The sequence below is a fragment of the Pontibaca methylaminivorans genome (assembly GCF_900156525.1).
In the GTDB taxonomy this organism is placed as follows: domain Bacteria; phylum Pseudomonadota; class Alphaproteobacteria; order Rhodobacterales; family Rhodobacteraceae; genus Pontibaca; species Pontibaca methylaminivorans.
The window spans coordinates 537,751-555,774 of record NZ_FTPS01000001.1; the positions used below are offsets into that span (position 1 = coordinate 537,751).

Consider the following 18,024-nt stretch of genomic DNA (forward strand, 5'->3'; position numbering starts at 1 on the left):
AACGGAAGGCCGGTTCCACTGTCCTGATTGCCATGCCATGCTGCGCTTTCCGCACCGCCCGACGGCCATAGCGGCCCCTGCCCTTGCCCTGCTTCTGGCGGGATGCGCACCGCCGCCCGAACTCGATGCCACCATCTCCCCGGAGCTGGCGGGCGCGGCCTATCCCGATTTCGCGCCGGTCGAGCAACTTCTCGGGCCGACGCGCGAGCCCCCCGGGCAGGCCGCCGCAGCGACCGAGGCCGAACTGCTCGCCCGGCGCGCGCAGTTGCAGGCGCGCGCCGAGCGGCTGCGCGGCGCTGCGATCGGCGCCACCCCCGCGCGGCCCGGCGGGAACAGATCCAGCGGGCGCTGACCCCTGACGCTCACACGTTGCGCCGCTGCGGCGAACCCGATAAAGCCCGGCAGGAGAAGCCTGACGGGAGATCCTGCATGACGGAACCATTGCGCATCGGAATAGCCGGGCTCGGGACGGTCGGGGTCGGCGTGCTGCGGATCGCGCAGAAGCGCGCGGCGCTGCTCGCGGCACGCACCCGGCGCGAGATTGTCGTGACGGCGGTTTCGGCACGGGATTCGTCCCGCGACCGGGGCGTCGATATTTCGGCCTATGACTGGGAGGACGACCCGGTTGTGCTGGCGCGCCGCGACGACGTGGACGTGTTCGTCGAGCTCATGGGCGGGCCGGACGGGCCGGCCAAGGCCGCGACCGAAGCCGCGCTCGATGCCGGCAAGGACGTGGTGACGGCCAACAAGGCGATGCTTGCGATTCACGGGCAGGCACTGGCGCAGCGCGCCGAGTCGCAGGGGCGCGTGATCCGCTACGAGGCGGCCGTGGCGGGCGGCATCCCGGTCATCAAGGCGCTGACCGAGGGGCTGGCCGGGAACGAGATCACCCGCGTCATGGGGGTGATGAACGGCACCTGCAACTATATCCTCACGCGCATGGAAAGCGCCGATCTGCCCTATGACATCGTGCTGCAGGAGGCACGCGACCTCGGCTATCTCGAGGCCGACCCCCAGCTTGACGTGGGCGGAATCGACGCCGCGCACAAGCTCGCGCTGCTGTCGGCGATCGCCTTCGGATCGCGCCCCGATTATGCGGGGATCTCGGTCGAGGGAATCGAGCGCATCATGATCGACGACATCCGGGCAGCGGCCGACATGGGGTTCCGCATCAAGCTGCTTGGCGTGGCGCGGCGCACCGATCGCGGGCTCGAACAGCGGGTGCAGCCCTGTCTCGTGCCGGCGGAATCGCCGCTCGGGCAGCTTGAGGGCGGCACCAACATGGTGGTGATCGAAGGCGATTCGGTCGAACAGATCGTGCTGCAGGGCCCGGGCGCCGGCATGGGCCCCACCGCAAGCGCGGTCATGGGCGATATCTGCGACCTGGCGCGCGGCAGCCGGGTTGCGACCTTCGGTCAGGCGGCGCAGAGCCTCGAGGCGGTGCCTTCGGCGAAGAACGGCGTGCCCGCGCCCTATTACCTGCGCATGGGGCTGATCGACCGGCCCGGCACGCTGGCCCGGATCGCGGCGATCCTCGGCGAGCACGGCATCTCGATCAACCGCATGCGCCAGTATGGCCATGGCGGCGAGACGGCGCCGATCCTGATCGTGACCCATCAGACCACGCGCGATTCCCTCGACGCGGCCCTGCGTGCCATGCGCGGCACCGACGTGATGCACAGCCCGCCGGTGGCGCTGCGGATCGAACGCATCTGACCCGTTTCGCGCGGCTCGCGCCTTGTGCCGCCGGCCCGGCGCCGTTAAACCCGGCACGAAGCCGGGCCGCCCGGCCACCTGCCCGCAACGAGGATCGCGCGATGCCCGCATCACTGGATTTTGACGACCGTCTGCTTTCTCTGGGCCTGGCCCGCGTGGCCGAACAGGCCGCGCTGGCGGCAGCGCCGCTGATCGGGCGCGGCGACGAGAAAGCCGCCGATCAGGCGGCGGTGAACGCCATGCGCGAGCAGCTGAACATGCTCGATATCCGGGGCGTGGTGGTGATCGGCGAGGGCGAGCGCGACGAGGCGCCGATGCTGTTCATCGGCGAGGAGGTCGGCACCGGCCAGGGCCCGGGCGTCGATATTGCGCTCGACCCGCTCGAGGGGACGACACTCACGGCCAAGGACATGCCGAACGCGCTCACCGTGATCGCCATGGGGCCGCGTGGTTCGATGCTGCATGCGCCCGATGTCTATATGGAGAAACTGGCGATCGGTCCGGGATTCGCGCCGGGGGTCGTGTCGCTCGACATGGCGCCGGCCGAACGGGTCGAGGCGCTGGCGCGCGCGCGCGGTTGCGAGACACGGGATATCACCGTCTGCATCCTCGAGCGTCCCCGCCACGCGGCGATGATCGCCGAGGTGCGCCGGACCGGGGCCGCGATCCGGCTCATTCCCGACGGCGATGTCGCGGGTGTGATCCATTGCGCCGACCCTGACGCGACGGGCATCGACATGTACATGGGTCAGGGCGGCGCGCCCGAAGGCGTGCTGGCGGCAGCGGCGCTTAAATGCATGGGCGGGCAGATCATGGGGCGGCTCGTGTTCCGCAACGCGGATGAGGAAGCGCGGGCGGACAAGGCCGGGATCACCGATCTCGACCGGGTCTATACCCGCGACGACCTGGTGCGCGACGATGTGATCTTTGCCGCGACCGGGGTGACGGACGGCAACCTGCTGTCGGGAATCCGGCGCGAACCCGGCTGGCGGACCACGGAAACCCTGCTCATGCGCTCGAAAAGCGGCTCGGTGCGGCGGATGCAGTACCGCGCGCCGCTGCGCTGACGGGACGCGTCGGGGCGGGATTCGCGCCTTCGGCGCGAAGCCTCCGGCGGGGATATTTCTCGCCAGAAGAAGATCCGGGAGAGTTGGATTGGCCTTTCTGGGTGTCGAGGAGTCGCTTTGCGGACGGCGCTGGGTCGGGCCGGGGCTCGAGGCGGAGCGCGCGGCCGCCGCTCTGGCGCAGGGGGCCGGGCTGCCGGATGCGCTGTGCCGGGTGCTGGCGCGGCAGGGCGTCGATGGCGAGGCGCTCGAGGGGTTTCTGGCCCCGACCCTGCGCGATCTGCTGCCCGATCCCCGGGGACTGCGAGACATGGAGATCGCGGCGGAGCGGATCTGCCGTGCGGTGAGGGCCGGCGAGCGGATCGCGGTCTTTGCCGATTACGACGTGGACGGCGGTGCCGCGGCGGCCCTTCTGATGCTGTGGCTGCGGGGGGTCGGGCGCGAGGCGACGCTTTACGTTCCCGACCGGGTCGAAGAGGGCTATGGCCCCAACGAGGCGGCGATGCAGCGCCTTGCGCGCGAACACCGGCTGATCGTCTGCGTCGATTGCGGAACGCTGTCCCATGCCGCCATCGCCGCCGTGAACGGGGCGGCGGATGTGGTCGTCGTCGACCACCATCTGGGCGGCGAGACCCTGCCCCCGGCGCTTGCCGTGGTCAATCCGAACCGGCAGGACGAGAGCGGCGAGCTTGGTCATCTGTGCGCGGCGGGGGTGGTGTTCCTGCTGCTGGTCGAGTTGCGCCGCCAGATGCGCGGTACGGGCGCGCCCGAGGGGCCGGACCTTCTGGGCATGCTTGACCTCGTTGCGCTTGCGACCGTGGCGGATGTGGTGCCCCTTGTCGGCGTAAACCGGGCGCTGGTGCGCCAGGGGCTCAAGGTCATGGCGCGGCGCGAGCGGCCGGGTCTTGTTGCGCTGGCGGATCTGGCCCGGCTCGATTCGCCGCCCGAGAGCCATCACCTCGGCTTTGTCTTCGGCCCCCGGATCAATGCCGGCGGCCGTATCGGCGCGGCCGATCTGGGCGCGCGCCTGCTGATGGCGCAGCAGCGGGACGAGGCCGAATCGCTTGCGCTGCGGCTTGACGCGCTGAACCGGGAGCGCCGCGCCATCGAGGACGAGGTCCGCCGCTCCGCGCTGGCTCAGGCCGAGGCGCGCGGGCTTGATGCGCCGCTGGTCTGGGCCGCCGGCGAGGGCTGGCATCCCGGGGTGGTCGGGATCGTTGCCGCGCGGCTCAAGGAGGCGACCAACCGGCCGGCCATCGTGATCGGGTTCGACGGCGAGACCGGCAAGGGATCGGGGCGTTCGATCCCCGGGGTCGATCTTGGCGCGGCGATCCAGCGCCTTGCGGCCGAGGGGCTCTTGCTGGGCGGTGGCGGGCACCGGATGGCGGCGGGGCTTACGGTGGCGCGCGGGCAGATCGAGCCGGCGATGGCGCGGCTCGGCGAACTGCTGGCGCGCCAGGGTGCGGGCGCCGCCCTGCCCCACGATCTTGCGCTTGACGGGATGCTGATGCCCGGTGCGGCGGATACCGTCCTGATCCGCGAGATCGAGCGCGCGGGCCCGTTCGGGGCCGCCGCGCCGGCGCCGCGCTTTGCCTTTCCCGATCTGGTGGTTCACCACCAGCGCCGGGTCGGGGATGCGCATCTGCGGCTTTCGCTTGGCGACGGGCTTGGCGCGCGGATCGAGGCGATCGCATTCGGGGTCTGCGAATCCCGGCTGGGCCATGCGCTTCAGAACCACGGCGGGGCGCGGTTCCATGTGGCGGGGCGGCTCGAGGTCAACCGCTGGAACGGGCGTGAGCGGGTGCAGCTGCGGCTCGAGGATGCAGCGCCCGCAAGCGAAGGGTGACGGAGCGCGCGAACTTTGTGCTTGCGCAGCCGCACGGGATTTCCTAAAGACCCGCCTGTGCAGCGTGGCCCGTTCGTCTATCGGTTAGGACGCCAGGTTTTCAACCTGGAAAGAGGGGTTCGATTCCCCTACGGGCTACCATTTTTCTCTTGATACCTCTGATCCGCACGGGGGCATTTCGCCCCCACCCCCGGGATCGTCGCGGCTGACAATCCTGTGCCCGCCGGCTCTTTCCGGGCGGCGCGACACATCCCGCAGTTGCACCCCGGACCCCCTGCCCGCCGGTAAAAGCGCGGTTTCGATCGGCGCCCGCCGGTTCCCGTCCGAAGATGCGTCATATGGCCGCGCAAGGTGTTTTGAAGCGTTCAAAACAGTGCGTGGCATGGTCGCAGGCTGTATGGGTGCTGCTTGACTTTGATCGCTCTCCTGTCTGATCAGGGCGCGACAACATGCAAGATACGTTCCGCTTCCGGCGCGAAGGCGGGGCGTGAGTTTTTGTCGGGGGAAACCACTCCAATGAGATACGGACAAGAGATCGTCTTCTCGGCGCTGCTGGGCATTCTTGTTCTGCTCGGCGCGGCCTTTGCGGTCGACAAGGCGTTCGAGCAGCAGATGTGGATCGCCTTCATCGCGATCGGGCTTTTCACCATCGGACTGCTGCGCAACACGAGCTTCCTGCCGGCGGCACCGGTGGACCAGTCGTCCTACATGGACGGCCCGATCCGTTACGGGGTGCTGGCCACCGTGTTCTGGGGCGTCGTCGGTTTCCTCGTCGGCGTGATCATCGCCGCGCAACTGGCCTTTCCGGACCTGAACCTCGAACCCTGGTTCAACTTCGGCCGGATGCGGCCGCTGCATACATCGGGAGTGGTCTTCGCCTTCGGCGGCAACATCCTGATCGCGACGTCGTTCTACGTGGTGCAGCGCACCTGCCGGGCGCGGCTCTGGGGCGGCAACCTCGCGTGGTTCGTGTTCTGGGGCTATCAGCTGTTCATCGTGCTCGCGGCCTCCGGCTATCTTCTGGGCGTCACGCAGAGCCGCGAATATGCCGAGCCGGAATGGTATGTGGATCTCTGGCTGACCATCGTCTGGGTCGTCTACCTGATGGTGTTCATGGGCACCGTGTTCCGCCGGAAGGAGCCGCATATCTATGTGGCCAACTGGTTCTACATGTCCTTCATCATCACCATCGCCATGCTGCATATCGTCAACAACCTGGCGATCCCGGTGTCGATCGTGGGCTCGAAGAGCTATTCGGCCTTCTCGGGCGTGCAGGACGCGGTGACGCAGTGGTGGTACGGCCATAACGCGGTGGCCTTCTTCCTGACCATCCCGTTCCTGGCGATGATGTATTACTTCGTCCCCAAGCAGGTGAACCGGCCGGTCTATTCCTACCGGCTGTCCATCGTGCACTTCTGGTCGATCATCTTCCTGTATATCTGGGCCGGGCCGCACCACCTGCATTACACGGCGGTGCCGGACTGGGCGCAGACGCTGGGCATGGTGTTCTCGATCATGCTGTGGATGCCGTCCTGGGGGGGCATGATCAACGGGCTGATGACGCTTTCGGGCGCCTGGGACAAGATCCGCACCGACCCGATCGTGCGCCTGATGGTCACCGCGATCGCCTTCTACGGCATGGCGACCTTCGAGGGGCCGATGCTGTCGATCAAGGCGGTGAACTCGCTGTCGCACTACACCGACTGGACCATCGCCCATGTCCATGCCGGCGCGCTTGGCTGGAACGGGATGATCTCCTTTGCGGCGGTCTATTTCCTGGTGCCCAAGCTCTGGGGGCAGCCGCGCCTTTATTCGATCCGCATGGTCAACTGGCACTTCTGGCTGGCGACGCTCGGCATCGTCATCTACGCCTCGGCCATGTGGGTGTCCGGCATCATGCAGGGGCTGATGTGGCGCGAATATGACGATCAGGGCTTTCTGGTCTATTCCTTCGTCGAAACGGTCGCCGCCATGCACCCCTATTACGTGATGCGCGTCCTGGGCGGGCTGCTCTATCTCGCCGGCGGCGTGGTGATGGTCTGGAACGTCTGGCAGACCATCAAGGGCCGGACCCGCAACGAATCCCCCATGGGCGGTGGCGAACGGCCTTCCGCCCCGACCAGCACGCCCGCGGCGACCCCCGCCGAGTAACGAGCAAGGAGCACGATCCATGTCCATTCTGAACCGACACTCCAAGCTCGAACGCCATGCGACGGCTCTGCTGGTCGGGGCGCTCGCCGTGGTGACCATCGGCGGCATCGTCGAGATCGCACCGCTGTTCTACCTGCAGAACACAATCGAAAAGGTCGACGGCATGCGCCCATATACGCCGCTCGAACTGGCGGGGCGGAACGTCTATGTGCGCGAGGGCTGCTATACCTGCCACAGCCAGATGATCCGCCCCTTCCGCGACGAGGTGGAGCGTTACGGCCACTACAGCCTGGCGGCGGAATCGATGTATGACCATTCGTTCCAGTGGGGATCGAAGCGCACCGGGCCGGATCTGGCGCGCGTCGGCCAGCGCTATTCCAACGAATGGCATGTCGAGCACCTGATCGAGCCGCGCGCCGTGGTGCCGGAATCGGTGATGCCCTCGTATGCCTTCCTGATGGAGCGGCCGCTGAACCCGAGCGACATCACCGCGCATCTGACCGCCAATATCAGGGTGGGCGTGCCCTATACCGAAGAGATGGTCGCCAATGCCGCCGCCGACATGCGCGCCCAGGCCTCGCCCGACGCCGATACCAGCGGACTGGAAGAGCGCTATCCCAACGTCAACTACGGCGATTTCGACGGCCAGCCCGGCCGCCTGACCGAAATGGACGCGCTGGTGGCCTATCTGCAGATGCTCGGCACGCTGGTCGATTTCTCGACCTACGACGAATCCACCGGTTATCGCTGAGGAGGGAACGGCATGGAAACCTATACCGCCATGCGGCACTTTGCAGATGTGTGGGGTCTGGTGGGCATGACCCTCTTCTTTGTCGGCGCCATCATCTACTCCTTCCGCCCTGGAAGCCGGGAGCTTTCCGATGATGCGGCCCGCATCCCCTTCAAGGACGAAGACTGACATGAGCGACAAGCAGATCGACGATGTAACCGGGGTTTCCACCACCGGACATGAATGGGACGGCATCAAGGAACTCGACAACCCGATGCCGCGCTGGTGGCTGTGGGTATTCTACGCCACCGTCGTCTGGGCCGTCGGCTATGCCGTTGCCTATCCGGCATGGCCGCTGATCAACTCGGCCACTTCGGGGCTGCTCGGCTATTCGAGCCGCGCCGAGATGCGCGCGCAACTGGATGCGATCGAGGCCGAGAAGTCCGGCTATCTCGCCACCATCGCCGACAGCAGCATGGACGAGATCTTGGCCGACGACGCGCTTTACACATTCGCGGTGTCGGCGGGTGCGGCGGCGTTCCGGGTCAACTGCGTGCAGTGCCACGGAACCGGTGCGCAGGGCTCTGCGGGTTATCCGAACCTCAATGACGACGTCTGGATCTGGGGCGGAACCGCCGAGGACATCCGCCAGACCATCGCCCATGGCGTCCGTTTCGAACAGGACGACGACACGCGGTTCTCGGAAATGCCGGCCTTCGGGGACATGCTGGACACGAGCGAAATCAACCAGGTGGCAACTTTTGTTGCATCGCTTTCGGGCGAGCAGGGCGACGCGGATGCCGAGGACATGGCGGCAGGGGCCGAGGTCTATGCCGACAACTGTTCCGTCTGCCATGGCGAGACCGGCGAAGGCGACCGCAATGTCGGAGCCCCAGCGCTCAACCACGCGATCTGGCTTTACGGCTCTTCGGTGGAGGACATCGCCCGTCAGGTGCGCAACCCGCGTCACGGCGTGATGCCGGCCTGGCAGGCGCGGCTCGGCGATGCCACGGTCAAGGAACTGGCCGCCTATGTCCATTCGCTCGGCGGCGGCGAATAGGCGGCAGGCCAGCACAAGACCGGAGCCCAGACAGGGACAATCCGGCGCCGCATCAAGAGGGACGACACTATCGCGGGGCCTGATCGGGGTCATGCGCCCCGCGACCTCTTTGGATGAAATATGTGCCGGCATGGCCCCCAAGGCCCCGGCAGGAGGAAGACGACATGTCCGACGCGTCGGAAATCGAAACCTTTGACGCCGAAGCGGTTAACTCCGCCACGAACCGCACCCCCCTCTATGCCGCCCGCAGGAAGATCTTTCCCCGGAGGGTGAAAGGCCAGTTCCGCCGCTTCAAGTGGATCGTGATGCTGATCACCCTCGGCATCTATTATATCACCCCGTGGCTGCGCTGGGATCGCGGCCCCCATGCGCCCGATCAGGCGGTGCTGATCGACCTTGCGAACCGGCGCTTCTATTTCTTCTTCATCGAGATCTGGCCGCAGGAATTCTATTTCATCGCCGGCCTGCTCATCATGGCCGGCTTCGGGCTGTTCCTGCTGACGTCCTCGGTGGGACGCGCCTGGTGCGGTTACACCTGCCCGCAAACGGTCTGGGTCGACCTGTTCCTGGTCGTGGAACGCGCGGTCGAGGGCGACCGCAACGCCCGCATGAAGCTGGACGCGGGCCCCTGGTCGGCCAACAAGCTGTTCAAGCGGGTGATCAAGCACGGCACCTGGCTGCTGATCGCCATATCGACCGGCGGCGCCTGGATCTTCTATTTTGCCGATGCACCGACACTTTTCGTCGATTTCTTTACCGGCTACGCCTCGCCCGTGGCCTATATCACGGTCGCGATCCTGACCGCGACGACCTATGTTTTCGGCGGGCTGATGCGCGAACAGGTCTGCACCTACATGTGCCCGTGGCCGCGCATCCAGGCCGCAATGCTGGACGAAAACTCGCTGACCGTCACCTATAACGACTGGCGCGGGGAGCCGCGCACGCGTGGGTCCAAGAAGGCCGCCGCCGCCGGGCAGGTGGTCGGGGATTGCGTCGACTGCAACGCCTGCGTAGCGGTCTGCCCGATGGGCATCGACATCCGCGACGGCCAGCAGCTCGAATGCATCACCTGTGCGCTCTGTATCGACGCCTGCGACGACGTGATGGACCGGCTTGGCCGGCCGCGCGGGCTGATCTCCTATGCGACGCTCGCCGAATACCAGTCGAACATGGACCTCGCGACCGAGGGCGGCAGCCAGCCGATCGACCCGCGCCGCGTGCATGACGCAACCGGCGGGATCCTCGACAAGGTGCAGCGCTTCCGCCTGCGCAAGCTGCTGCGGCCCCGCACCATGGCCTATTTCGGCGCCTGGTCGCTGGTCGGCGTCGGGCTCCTGTTCGCGCTGACGACGCGCGACCGGCTGCAGGTGAACGTGCTGGCCGACCGCAACCCGCAATACGTGGTGCTGTCGGACGGGTCGATCCGCAACGGCTACACGGTCAAGCTTCTGAACATGATCCCGGAGCCGCGCACCTTTGTGGTGTCGCTCGACGGGCTGCCCGAAGGGGAGATGAGCATCTCGGGTTTTGATGCCCCGGTCAGCGGCTCCTACGACGTGGAGGTCGAACCGGACCGCCTGCGCACGCTGCGGGTCTTTGTGCGCCAGCCGTCCGAGGCCGTCGCCGGGCCAAGCCAGTCCTTCACCTTTACCGTGACGGATCGGGACGGAAGCGAAAGCGACACCTACAACGCAACCTTCGATGCACCAGCAGGAGCGGGAAAATGAGCACGACGAAACGCAAGGGCGAATTCACCGGCCGGCACATGCTGGCAATCATGGTGGTGTTCTTCGGCGTCGTGATCGCCGTGAACCTGACCATGGCCTTCATGGCCCGCAAAAGCTGGACCGGCACCGTTGTGGACAACACCTATGTCGCCAGCCAGGAGTTCAACACCCGCGTCGCCGAGGGCCGCGCCCAGGCCGCGCTCGGCTGGGACTCCGATCTGGCGATCAGGGATGGTGTCCTGACCTACCACCTGACCGATGCCGCGGGCGAGGCGGTCATCACCCCGGCCGACACGGCAACCGCCAGCTTCCGTCACGCCGCCTACGAGGCCGACGACCGGAGCGCGGTGCTGGTGCGCCAGCCCGACGGGACATTCTCGGCCCCGGTCGACCTGCCCGATGGCCAGTGGATCGTCGAGATCACGACCGAGGTCCGGGGCCTTGACCATCCCTATCGCGACGCGCAGCGCATCGTCATGGCCGACGGGGTGATGAAATGACCTGCTGTGCCTCGGGCGTGGAGCATTTCGCAAAGGGCGCGGGGGCGGGCCCCTCCGCCGAGGAACTGCACCACGCGGCGCGCAAGCTTGGCGACGGCACCGTCCAGCTTGAACTTTCGGTGCCCGACATCCATTGCGGCGGCTGCATCCGGTCGGTCGAACAGGGGCTTGGCCGGCTCGACGATGTGGTGAGCGCGCGGGTGAACCTTTCCACCAGGCGGGTCTCGATCCGCTATCGCGAGGACAGCCGTCCGCCGCTGGTCAAGACGCTGACCGATCTCGGCTATCCGCCGCATCTGTTCGACGATTCGGCGCTGACCCGGGACCGCACCCTGCGCGACCTGCTGATCGCGGTCGCGGCGTCGGGGTTCGCGACAGCCAATATCATGCTGCTTTCGGTGTCGGTCTGGTCCGGGGCGGACGGGGCGACGCGCGATCTGTTCCACTGGATCTCGGCCCTGATCGCCCTGCCCGCGCTGGTTCTGGGCGGGCGCATCTTCTATCGCTCGGCCTGGCGGGCGCTGCGTCATGGCAACATGAACATGGATGTGCCGATCGCGATCGGCGTCACGCTGGCCTATGCCATGAGCCTTTACGAGACCGTCCACAGCGGCGAACACGCCTATTTCGACGCCTCGGTGTCGCTGCTGTTCTTCCTGCTGATCGGGCGCACGCTCGACCACATGATGCGCGACCGGGCGCGATCGGCGGTGCTTGGCCTCGCGCGGCTCGCACCGCGCGGGGCCGTGGTGCTCGGGGCGGACGGCAGCCGCGAATATCGCCCGGTCTCCGAGATCCGTGTCGGAGAGCGGCTGATGATCGCGGTGGGCGAACGCATCCCCGTCGATGCGCGGGTGGTCAGCGGCGGCTCGGACCTCGACTGTTCGCTGGTCAATGGCGAAAGCGAGCCGCAGCCGGTCGCGGCGGGCTCCGACGTGCGGGCCGGCACGCTGAACCTGACCGGGCCGCTCGTGCTCGAGGCGACGGCGGCGGCCGAGGATTCCTTCCTTGCCGAAATGATGCGGATGATGGAGGCGGCCGAGGGCGGGCGCTCGCGCTATCGCCGCATCGCCGACCGCGTGTCGTCGCTTTATGCGCCGGTCGTGCATCTGACGGCGCTGTTCACCTTCATCGGCTGGGTGATCATCGGCGGCGACTGGCGCCAGGCCATGACCATCGGCATCGCGGTTCTCATCATCACCTGCCCCTGCGCGCTCGGCCTTGCGGTGCCCATCGTGCAGGTGGTGGCGGCGCGGCGCCTGTTCGAGCGCGGCGTGATGGTGCGCGACGGCTCGGCCACGGAACGGCTGACCGGAATCGACACGGTGATCTTCGACAAGACCGGCACGCTGACGCTCGGACGTCCGCGGCTGGTCGATGCCGCCCGCATCGCCCCCGAGGCGCTCGATATGGCGGCGGCGCTCGGCGCGCATTCGCGGCACCCGTTCTCGCAGACCATCGCCGCCGCCGGGCGCAATGCCACGCCGGTCGCCTTCGACGAGGTGGCCGAGGTTCCCGGCGCCGGGGTCGAGGGGCGGATCGGGGCCACCGTCTGGCGGCTCGGCCGCGCCGGCTGGGCGAGCCATGAGGGCAGCGAGACCGGCACCATCCTGACCCGCGACGGCACCGAGGTCGCGCGCTTCACCTTCGAGGACGTGCTGCGCTCCGGCGCCGCGCAGACGGTGGCGGCGCTCAGGCGCGCGGGGCTGAGGGTCGTGATGCTGTCCGGCGATACCGAAGCCGCCTGCCGTGCCGTGGCCGACGAGATCGGTATCGACGATTATGCCCCGGGCCTGCTGCCGGCGGACAAGCTTGCGCGGATCGAGGCGCTGACCGCCAAGGGCCACCAGGTGCTGATGGTCGGTGACGGGCTGAACGACGCGCCGGCGCTTGGTGCCGCGCATGTGTCGATCGCACCGGCGACGGCCGCCGACATCGGGCGCAACATCGCCGATCTCGTGTTCCTGCGCGAAAGCCTCGACGCGGTGCCGCTGGCGATTGATGTCTCGCACCGCGCCGGGCGGCTGATCCGGCAGAACATCGGCCTTGCGCTGATCTATAACGTGATCGCCGTGCCGATCGCGATTCTCGGCCATGTGACGCCGCTCGTGGCCGCGATCGCCATGTCGGGCTCTTCGATCCTTGTGATCTCGAACGCGCTGCGGCTTGGATGGAAGGGGCGGCGCACGCCGCGCGATCGCATGGCCGAAGCGCCCGCGCAGGTGGTGCAGGCCGGGTGACTGCGCGCCCTGCCCCGCGCGACGCATTCGCCCGCCGTTCGCGCGCAAATCCTGTAGCGCGGCCGGGGGCGGCGCTGTAACATCGGCAGTTCGTGACACGCGGGACCACCCGAATGGCCGGTCCCATTCAATATCAGGAGCGAAAATTGCGCCGACGTGATCTGATTCTTGCCGCCGGTGCCGCGGGCGGGCTGGCCGTATTTCCGGGCCAGGCATTCGCCGCGCCCGAGAGCGGCACAAGCGGCCTGCGCATCGTGCAATCCGGCCACAGCCTGACCGACGGCATCCTTGAGCCGCTTGCCGGCATGATCCGGCTTGGCGGCATCCGCGGCGGCACGCTGGTCAAATCCACCATTCCCGGCAGCCCGATGGAGTGGCGCTGGAACAATGCCCCGGGCGGGGACGAGCCGGACATCCGCGACCCCGACGTGATGGCCGGGTTCGACGTTCTGGTGATCACCGAGCGGGTCTCGCTCGCGAATACGGCCGGTTATCACGACAGCAGCGGCATGGCGCTGCGCTGGGCCGAACATGCCTGGCGCTACGGGAACAGCGGCAAGGGCGCACGCAGCATCCTTTATGCCACCTGGGTCTCCGTGACCTCGGGGCCCGACTCCGACAACCCGCACAACGACCCCGAGGCGCATCTCACCTTCCGGGAACGGCTGCCGCTGGAAATGGCCGGCTGGGAGGAGATCCGCGCTTACGTGAACCAGAACCGCCCGGACGACATGCCGGAGATGGAGATGATCCCCGGTCCGCTGATCATGGCCGCTGCCGATGACGACATCCGGGCCGGAAAGGCGCCGGGCCTATCCGATCTGACAGAGCTTTTCGCCGACGACATCCATCTGAACGAACGCGGGAACTACATGATCGCGCTGGCCCATTATGCGGTGATCTTCGGGCGCGATCCGCGCGGCCTGCCGGCGAATATCCCGCCCCGCAGCGGCCCCGGCAAGGAACAGGCCGCCTGGATGCAGGATCTGGTCTGGCGCGTGCTGCGCGATTATCGCGGCGGGGCCTGACAGCGCCGCAGCGTCCGGCCCGGCGACGCCGCATCAGAAGCGCATGAGCACCATGCCGGAGAGGATCATCACCGCCGCCAGCACCTTGGGAAGGTCCATACGGTCGCGGAACACGAGCCAGCCGATCAGGAGCGCGAACAGGATCGAGCTTTCCCGCAGCGCCGCGACCAGCGCGATTGGCGCCTGCGTCATGGCCCAGATCGCGATCACATAGGCCCCGTAGGACGCCGCCGCCGCCACCGTGCCGCGCAGCCATTCGCGCCCGTCCTGCGGCAGCAGCTCGCGCCCGCCCATGAATAGGCTGATCGGCAGAAAGAACACCGCGTTCAGCACGAACAGCCACGAGGTGTAAAGCACCGCATCGCCGGCCGCGCGCGCCCCGAGCCCATCAACCAGCGAATAGCCCGCCGTCATCATGGCCGAGCCCAGCGCCAGCGGCACGAGGCGGCGGTTTTCATCGTTGCGGAATGCCCCCTGCGCCATTACCGCGACGCCGAGCCCGAGCACGATGATGCCAAGATATTCAAGCGGCGCGATCCGGTCGACCAGCGCAAGGACGCTGACAAGGGTCACGACCATCGGCGCCGCTCCCCGGGCAATGGGATAGACGCGGCTCAGATCGCCCTTTTCATAGGCAAGGGCGAGGAACAGCATGTATGAGGTATGGAAAAGCCCCGATCCCACCAGCCAGTACCAGACATGGGTTTCGGGCCACGGGCGGGTCATCACGAGAACCGCGCCGAAGATGCCCTGCAAAAGCACGAGCGTCAGCGCCCCGCCGGTCTTGGAGCGCCCGCTCTTGATCAGCGCGTTCCACGCCGCATGAAGAAATGCCGCGAAGACCACCGCAGCAAAGACGGACACCGGCATCAAACAGACTCCGCGGCCCCTTTCGGGAACCAGATGGGAAAGATCGGGTCCGGCGGATGGGCCGGGCCCGGTTCAAGTGGCCGCTCAGTCGAGCGCCGCCTCGCAGCGCGCGCAGACTCCCGCATGGGCATGGCTGCCGACATCGGGGAGGATTTTCCAGCACCGCTGGCATTTCCGCCCCTCTGCCGGGGCAAAGACCACGCCGATCCCCTCGGTCTCGGGCAGGCGGAAGGACTCGGGCGGCGCGGGATCGGCGGACAGCACCAGATCCGAGGTGATGCAGATATCCGCAAAAGCGACCGACTGCAGCGCGGCGAGCATTTCGGCATCGGCGACATGGACGACCGGCGCGGCCTCGAGGCTGGCACCGATCACCTTTTCCGTGCGCTGCACTTCAAGCGCTGCCGTCACCACGCGGCGGGCGCGGCGGATCATGGCCCATTTCGCCGCCAGCGCATCATCGCGCCAGCCCTGCGGGGTCTCGGGCATGTCCACAAGATGCACGCTGCTGTCCTCGCCCGGATAGCGTTCGAGCCAGACCTCCTCCATGGTAAAGACGAGGATCGGCGCAAGCCAGGTGGTCAGCCGGTGGAACAGGATATCAAGCACCGTGCGGGCCGCGCGGCGGCGCTGGGTGTCGCCGTCGCAATAGAGCGCATCCTTGCGGATGTCGAAATAAAAGGCCGACAGGTCGATCGTGGCGAAATTGAACAGCTTCTGGAACACGCCCTGGAAATCGTAGGCGGCGTAACCGTCGCGCACGGTCCGGTCGAGTTCCGCAAGACGATGCAGGATGAAGCGTTCGAGTTCCGGCATCAGTTCCGGCTCCACCCGGTCGCTGTCGCGGAAATCGGCCAGCGAGCCCAGCATGAAGCGCATGGTGTTGCGCAGGCGGCGATAGCTGTCGGCCACGCCTTTCAGGATTTCGGGGCCGATGCGCTGGTCGGCGGTGTAATCGGTCTGCGCCACCCAGAGCCGCAGGATATCGGCGCCAAATTGCTGCACCACCTCCTCGGGACCGATGGTGTTGCCGAGCGACTTGGACATCTTGCTGCCCTTTTCGTCGAGCGTGAACCCGTGGGTCAGCACGCCGCGATAGGGTGCGCGGCCCTTCGTGGCGCAGGCCTGCAACAGCGAGGACTGGAACCAGCCGCGATGCTGGTCGGTGCCTTCCAGATACAGATCCGCGATCCCGTCCGCGGTGCCATCCGCGCGGTCGCGCAGCACGAAGGCATGGGTCGAGCCCGAATCGAACCACACGTCGAGCACGTCCATGACCGGCTCGTAATCGGAGGGATTGGCGATCCCCTCCAGAACCTCGGCCTTGAACCCCTCGCGATACCAGGCATCGGCGCCATGGATTTCGAACGCGGCCGTGATGCGCGCGTTCACCCTTTCGTCCCGCAGCAGGAAATCGGCATCGAGCGGGCTTGCCCCCGTCTTTACGAAACAGGTGAGCGGCACGCCCCATGCGCGCTGGCGCGACAGCACCCAGTCGGGGCGGGTCTCGACCATCGAATGAATCCGGTTGCGCCCCGATTGCGGGGTCCAAGTCACCAGTTCGTCGATGCTTGCCAGCGCACGGGCGCGGATCGTGTCGCCATATTCGCTCAGGCCGTCGGCAAGGTGGCGGTCGATCGCGGCAAACCACTGCGGGGTGTTGCGATAGATCACCGGCGCCTTGGAGCGCCAGCTATGCGGATAGCTGTGCTTGATCTTTCCCTTGGCCAGAAGCGCGCCAGCCCAGGCCAACTGCTTGATGTTGCTGACATTGGCCGGGCCTTCCGTGCCGTCCCCGGTAATGATCGCCTGCCCGCCGAAAAGCGGCAGATCGGCGCGATAGGTGCCGTCCGGCTCGACGTTATAGGTCATCGGCAGACCGTGCTTCTGCCCGAGCTGATAGTCCTCGTCCCCGTGGCTCGGCGCGGTATGGACAAAGCCCGTGCCGGCGTCCTCGGTCACATGATCACCGGGAAGGAGCGGCACGTCGAAATCCCATTCGCCACCGGCGTCCTCGACCCCGCGATAGGGGTGCGCAAGCGTGAGACCGGCAAGTTCATCCGCCGTTACGTCGCGCAGGCGGCTGTGGGTTTCGACCTTCGCGGCCTGCAACACGCCCTCGGCCAGCGCATCGGCGAGCAGGAGCGTTTCTCCCACGCCGGCACTCGAATTTTCGGATGCGGAGTCAATGCGATACAAGCCATAGCTGATCTCGGGACCAAAGGCCACCGCGCGGTTCTGGGGGATCGTCCAGGGGGTCGTGGTCCAGATCACGACCGAGGCCCCGGCCAGGTCGCCCGTCGCCGTGAGGGGGCGGAACCGCACCCAGACCTGATGGCTGGTGATGTCGTGGTATTCGACCTCGGCCTCGGCCAGCGCGGTCTTTTCCACCGGCGACCACATCACCGGCTTGCTGCCCTGATAGAGGCTGCCGTTCATCAGGAGCTTCATGAACTCCTCGGCAATCACCGCCTCGGCGTGATGATCCATCGTCAGATAGGGATCGTCCCACTTGCCGGTGACGCCGAGGCGCTTGAACTCGTCGCGCTGCACGCCGATCCAGTGTTCGGCGAAATGGCGGCATTCGCGACGGAACTCGACGATGTCCACCGCATCCTTGTCGCGGCCCTGTTCGCGATAGCGTTCCTCGATCTTCCATTCGATCGGCAGTCCGTGGCAGTCCCAACCCGGCACATAGCGGGCATCACGCCCCATCATCTGCTGGCTGCGGGTGATGAAATCCTTGAGCACCTTGTTCAGCGCATGGCCGATATGCAGATGCCCGTTCGCGTAGGGAGGGCCGTCATGCAGGATGAAGGGCGCCCGCCCCCTGCCCCGCTCGCGCAGGCGGTCATAGATGCCGATCCGTTCCCACCGGGCGAGCCAGTCCGGTTCGCGTGCAGGCAATCCGGCCCGCATCGGGAAATCGGTGCGCGGCAGGTTCAGCGTGGTCTTGTAATCGACGGTCTCGGCGGTGGTGTCGGCGCCCATGGATTTCGCGTCCTTCGGAAGATGGCATGTCGATGGAAAGGGTCCGTCAGCTAACGGCATGATGGCGGTGCGATGGATCCGGCACCTTGTCCCGACGCTCC

14 protein-coding genes and 1 tRNA gene are annotated in these 18,024 nt (G+C 67.0%); 13 read left to right on the top strand and 2 right to left on the bottom strand.

Annotated elements, in window-relative coordinates; translation table 11 throughout:
* Positions 1-37: 37 nt before the first annotated feature.
* The 13 genes from B0B01_RS02710 to B0B01_RS02770 all read left to right on the top strand — a co-directional run bounded on the left by B0B01_RS02710 (position 38) and on the right by B0B01_RS02770 (position 14,062).
* Positions 38-352, top strand: coding sequence for a hypothetical protein (locus B0B01_RS02710; protein WP_076647062.1), 315 nt, complete (start codon positions 38-40; stop codon positions 350-352).
* Between the two features lie 77 nt (positions 353-429).
* Positions 430-1,716: a homoserine dehydrogenase gene (locus B0B01_RS02715; RefSeq protein ID WP_076647064.1), complete on the top strand. Its 1,287-nt coding sequence runs from the start codon at positions 430-432 to the stop codon at positions 1,714-1,716.
* Positions 1,717-1,817: 101 nt separating this feature from the next.
* Positions 1,818-2,783: a class II fructose-bisphosphatase gene (gene glpX, locus B0B01_RS02720; RefSeq protein WP_076647066.1), complete on the top strand. Its 966-nt coding sequence runs from the start codon at positions 1,818-1,820 to the stop codon at positions 2,781-2,783.
* 88 nt (positions 2,784-2,871) lie between these two features.
* On the top strand, positions 2,872-4,626 hold the full coding sequence (gene recJ / locus B0B01_RS02725) for a single-stranded-DNA-specific exonuclease RecJ (RefSeq protein WP_076647068.1): 1,755 nt from the start codon (positions 2,872-2,874) through the stop codon (positions 4,624-4,626).
* Positions 4,627-4,692: 66 nt separating this feature from the next.
* Positions 4,693-4,767: transfer RNA gene (locus tag B0B01_RS02730), tRNA-Glu, on the top strand.
* Between the two features lie 375 nt (positions 4,768-5,142).
* On the top strand, positions 5,143-6,777 hold the full coding sequence (ccoN, locus tag B0B01_RS02735) for a cytochrome-c oxidase, cbb3-type subunit I (protein ID WP_076647070.1): 1,635 nt from the start codon (positions 5,143-5,145) through the stop codon (positions 6,775-6,777).
* Positions 6,778-6,796: 19 nt separating this feature from the next.
* Positions 6,797-7,528 (top strand): cytochrome-c oxidase, cbb3-type subunit II, encoded by a 732-nt coding sequence (ccoO, locus tag B0B01_RS02740; protein WP_076647072.1) that lies wholly within the window; start codon positions 6,797-6,799, stop codon positions 7,526-7,528.
* A gap of 12 nt (positions 7,529-7,540) precedes the next feature.
* Complete coding sequence (locus B0B01_RS02745) at positions 7,541-7,696, top strand: cbb3-type cytochrome c oxidase subunit 3 (protein ID WP_076647074.1); 156 nt, start codon at positions 7,541-7,543, stop codon at positions 7,694-7,696.
* 1 nt (position 7,697) lies between these two features.
* On the top strand, positions 7,698-8,567 hold the full coding sequence (ccoP, locus tag B0B01_RS02750) for a cytochrome-c oxidase, cbb3-type subunit III (protein WP_076647076.1): 870 nt from the start codon (positions 7,698-7,700) through the stop codon (positions 8,565-8,567).
* Positions 8,568-8,731: 164 nt separating this feature from the next.
* The gene (gene ccoG / locus B0B01_RS02755; protein ID WP_076647078.1) at positions 8,732-10,294 is read left to right on the top strand and encodes a cytochrome c oxidase accessory protein CcoG; all 1,563 of its coding nucleotides are present in this window, start codon (positions 8,732-8,734) and stop codon (positions 10,292-10,294) included.
* Complete coding sequence (locus tag B0B01_RS02760) at positions 10,291-10,794, top strand: FixH family protein (protein ID WP_076647080.1); 504 nt, start codon at positions 10,291-10,293, stop codon at positions 10,792-10,794. The genes ccoG and B0B01_RS02760 overlap by 4 nt, the downstream gene beginning before the upstream one ends.
* Positions 10,791-13,034 (top strand): cation-translocating P-type ATPase, encoded by a 2,244-nt coding sequence (locus tag B0B01_RS02765; RefSeq protein WP_076647082.1) that lies wholly within the window; start codon positions 10,791-10,793, stop codon positions 13,032-13,034. Before B0B01_RS02760 ends, B0B01_RS02765 begins: the two co-directional genes overlap by 4 nt.
* Positions 13,035-13,180: 146 nt before the next feature.
* Positions 13,181-14,062 carry a hypothetical protein gene (locus B0B01_RS02770; RefSeq protein WP_076647084.1) on the top strand — a complete coding sequence of 294 codons (882 nt, stop codon included), beginning with the start codon at positions 13,181-13,183 and terminating at the stop codon, positions 14,060-14,062.
* A gap of 33 nt (positions 14,063-14,095) precedes the next feature.
* On the opposite strand, the gene B0B01_RS02775 is transcribed toward B0B01_RS02770, so the two are convergent.
* Both B0B01_RS02775 and ileS read right to left on the bottom strand, forming a co-directional pair.
* Positions 14,096-14,932 carry a DMT family transporter gene (locus tag B0B01_RS02775; RefSeq protein WP_076647086.1) on the bottom strand — a complete coding sequence of 279 codons (837 nt, stop codon included), beginning with the start codon at positions 14,930-14,932 and terminating at the stop codon, positions 14,096-14,098.
* 84 nt (positions 14,933-15,016) lie between these two features.
* Positions 15,017-17,923 carry an isoleucine--tRNA ligase gene (ileS, locus tag B0B01_RS02780; RefSeq protein WP_076647088.1) on the bottom strand — a complete coding sequence of 969 codons (2,907 nt, stop codon included), beginning with the start codon at positions 17,921-17,923 and terminating at the stop codon, positions 15,017-15,019.
* Between the last annotated feature and the right edge of the window lie 101 nt (positions 17,924-18,024).

Coding starts and splice junctions, on each gene's coding strand:
- B0B01_RS02760 (WP_076647080.1), top strand. CDS start 10,291: ATGAGCACGACGAAACGCAAGGGCGAATTCACCGGCCGGCACATGCTG.
- ccoN (WP_076647070.1), top strand. CDS start 5,143: ATGAGATACGGACAAGAGATCGTCTTCTCGGCGCTGCTGGGCATTCTT.
- B0B01_RS02715 (WP_076647064.1), top strand. CDS start 430: ATGACGGAACCATTGCGCATCGGAATAGCCGGGCTCGGGACGGTCGGG.
- B0B01_RS02745 (WP_076647074.1), top strand. CDS start 7,541: ATGGAAACCTATACCGCCATGCGGCACTTTGCAGATGTGTGGGGTCTG.
- B0B01_RS02710 (WP_076647062.1), top strand. CDS start 38: ATGCTGCGCTTTCCGCACCGCCCGACGGCCATAGCGGCCCCTGCCCTT.
- ileS (WP_076647088.1), bottom strand. CDS start 17,923: ATGGGCGCCGACACCACCGCCGAGACCGTCGATTACAAGACCACGCTG.
- B0B01_RS02765 (WP_076647082.1), top strand. CDS start 10,791: ATGACCTGCTGTGCCTCGGGCGTGGAGCATTTCGCAAAGGGCGCGGGG.
- ccoO (WP_076647072.1), top strand. CDS start 6,797: ATGTCCATTCTGAACCGACACTCCAAGCTCGAACGCCATGCGACGGCT.
- B0B01_RS02775 (WP_076647086.1), bottom strand. CDS start 14,932: ATGCCGGTGTCCGTCTTTGCTGCGGTGGTCTTCGCGGCATTTCTTCAT.
- glpX (WP_076647066.1), top strand. CDS start 1,818: ATGCCCGCATCACTGGATTTTGACGACCGTCTGCTTTCTCTGGGCCTG.
- ccoG (WP_076647078.1), top strand. CDS start 8,732: ATGTCCGACGCGTCGGAAATCGAAACCTTTGACGCCGAAGCGGTTAAC.
- ccoP (WP_076647076.1), top strand. CDS start 7,698: ATGAGCGACAAGCAGATCGACGATGTAACCGGGGTTTCCACCACCGGA.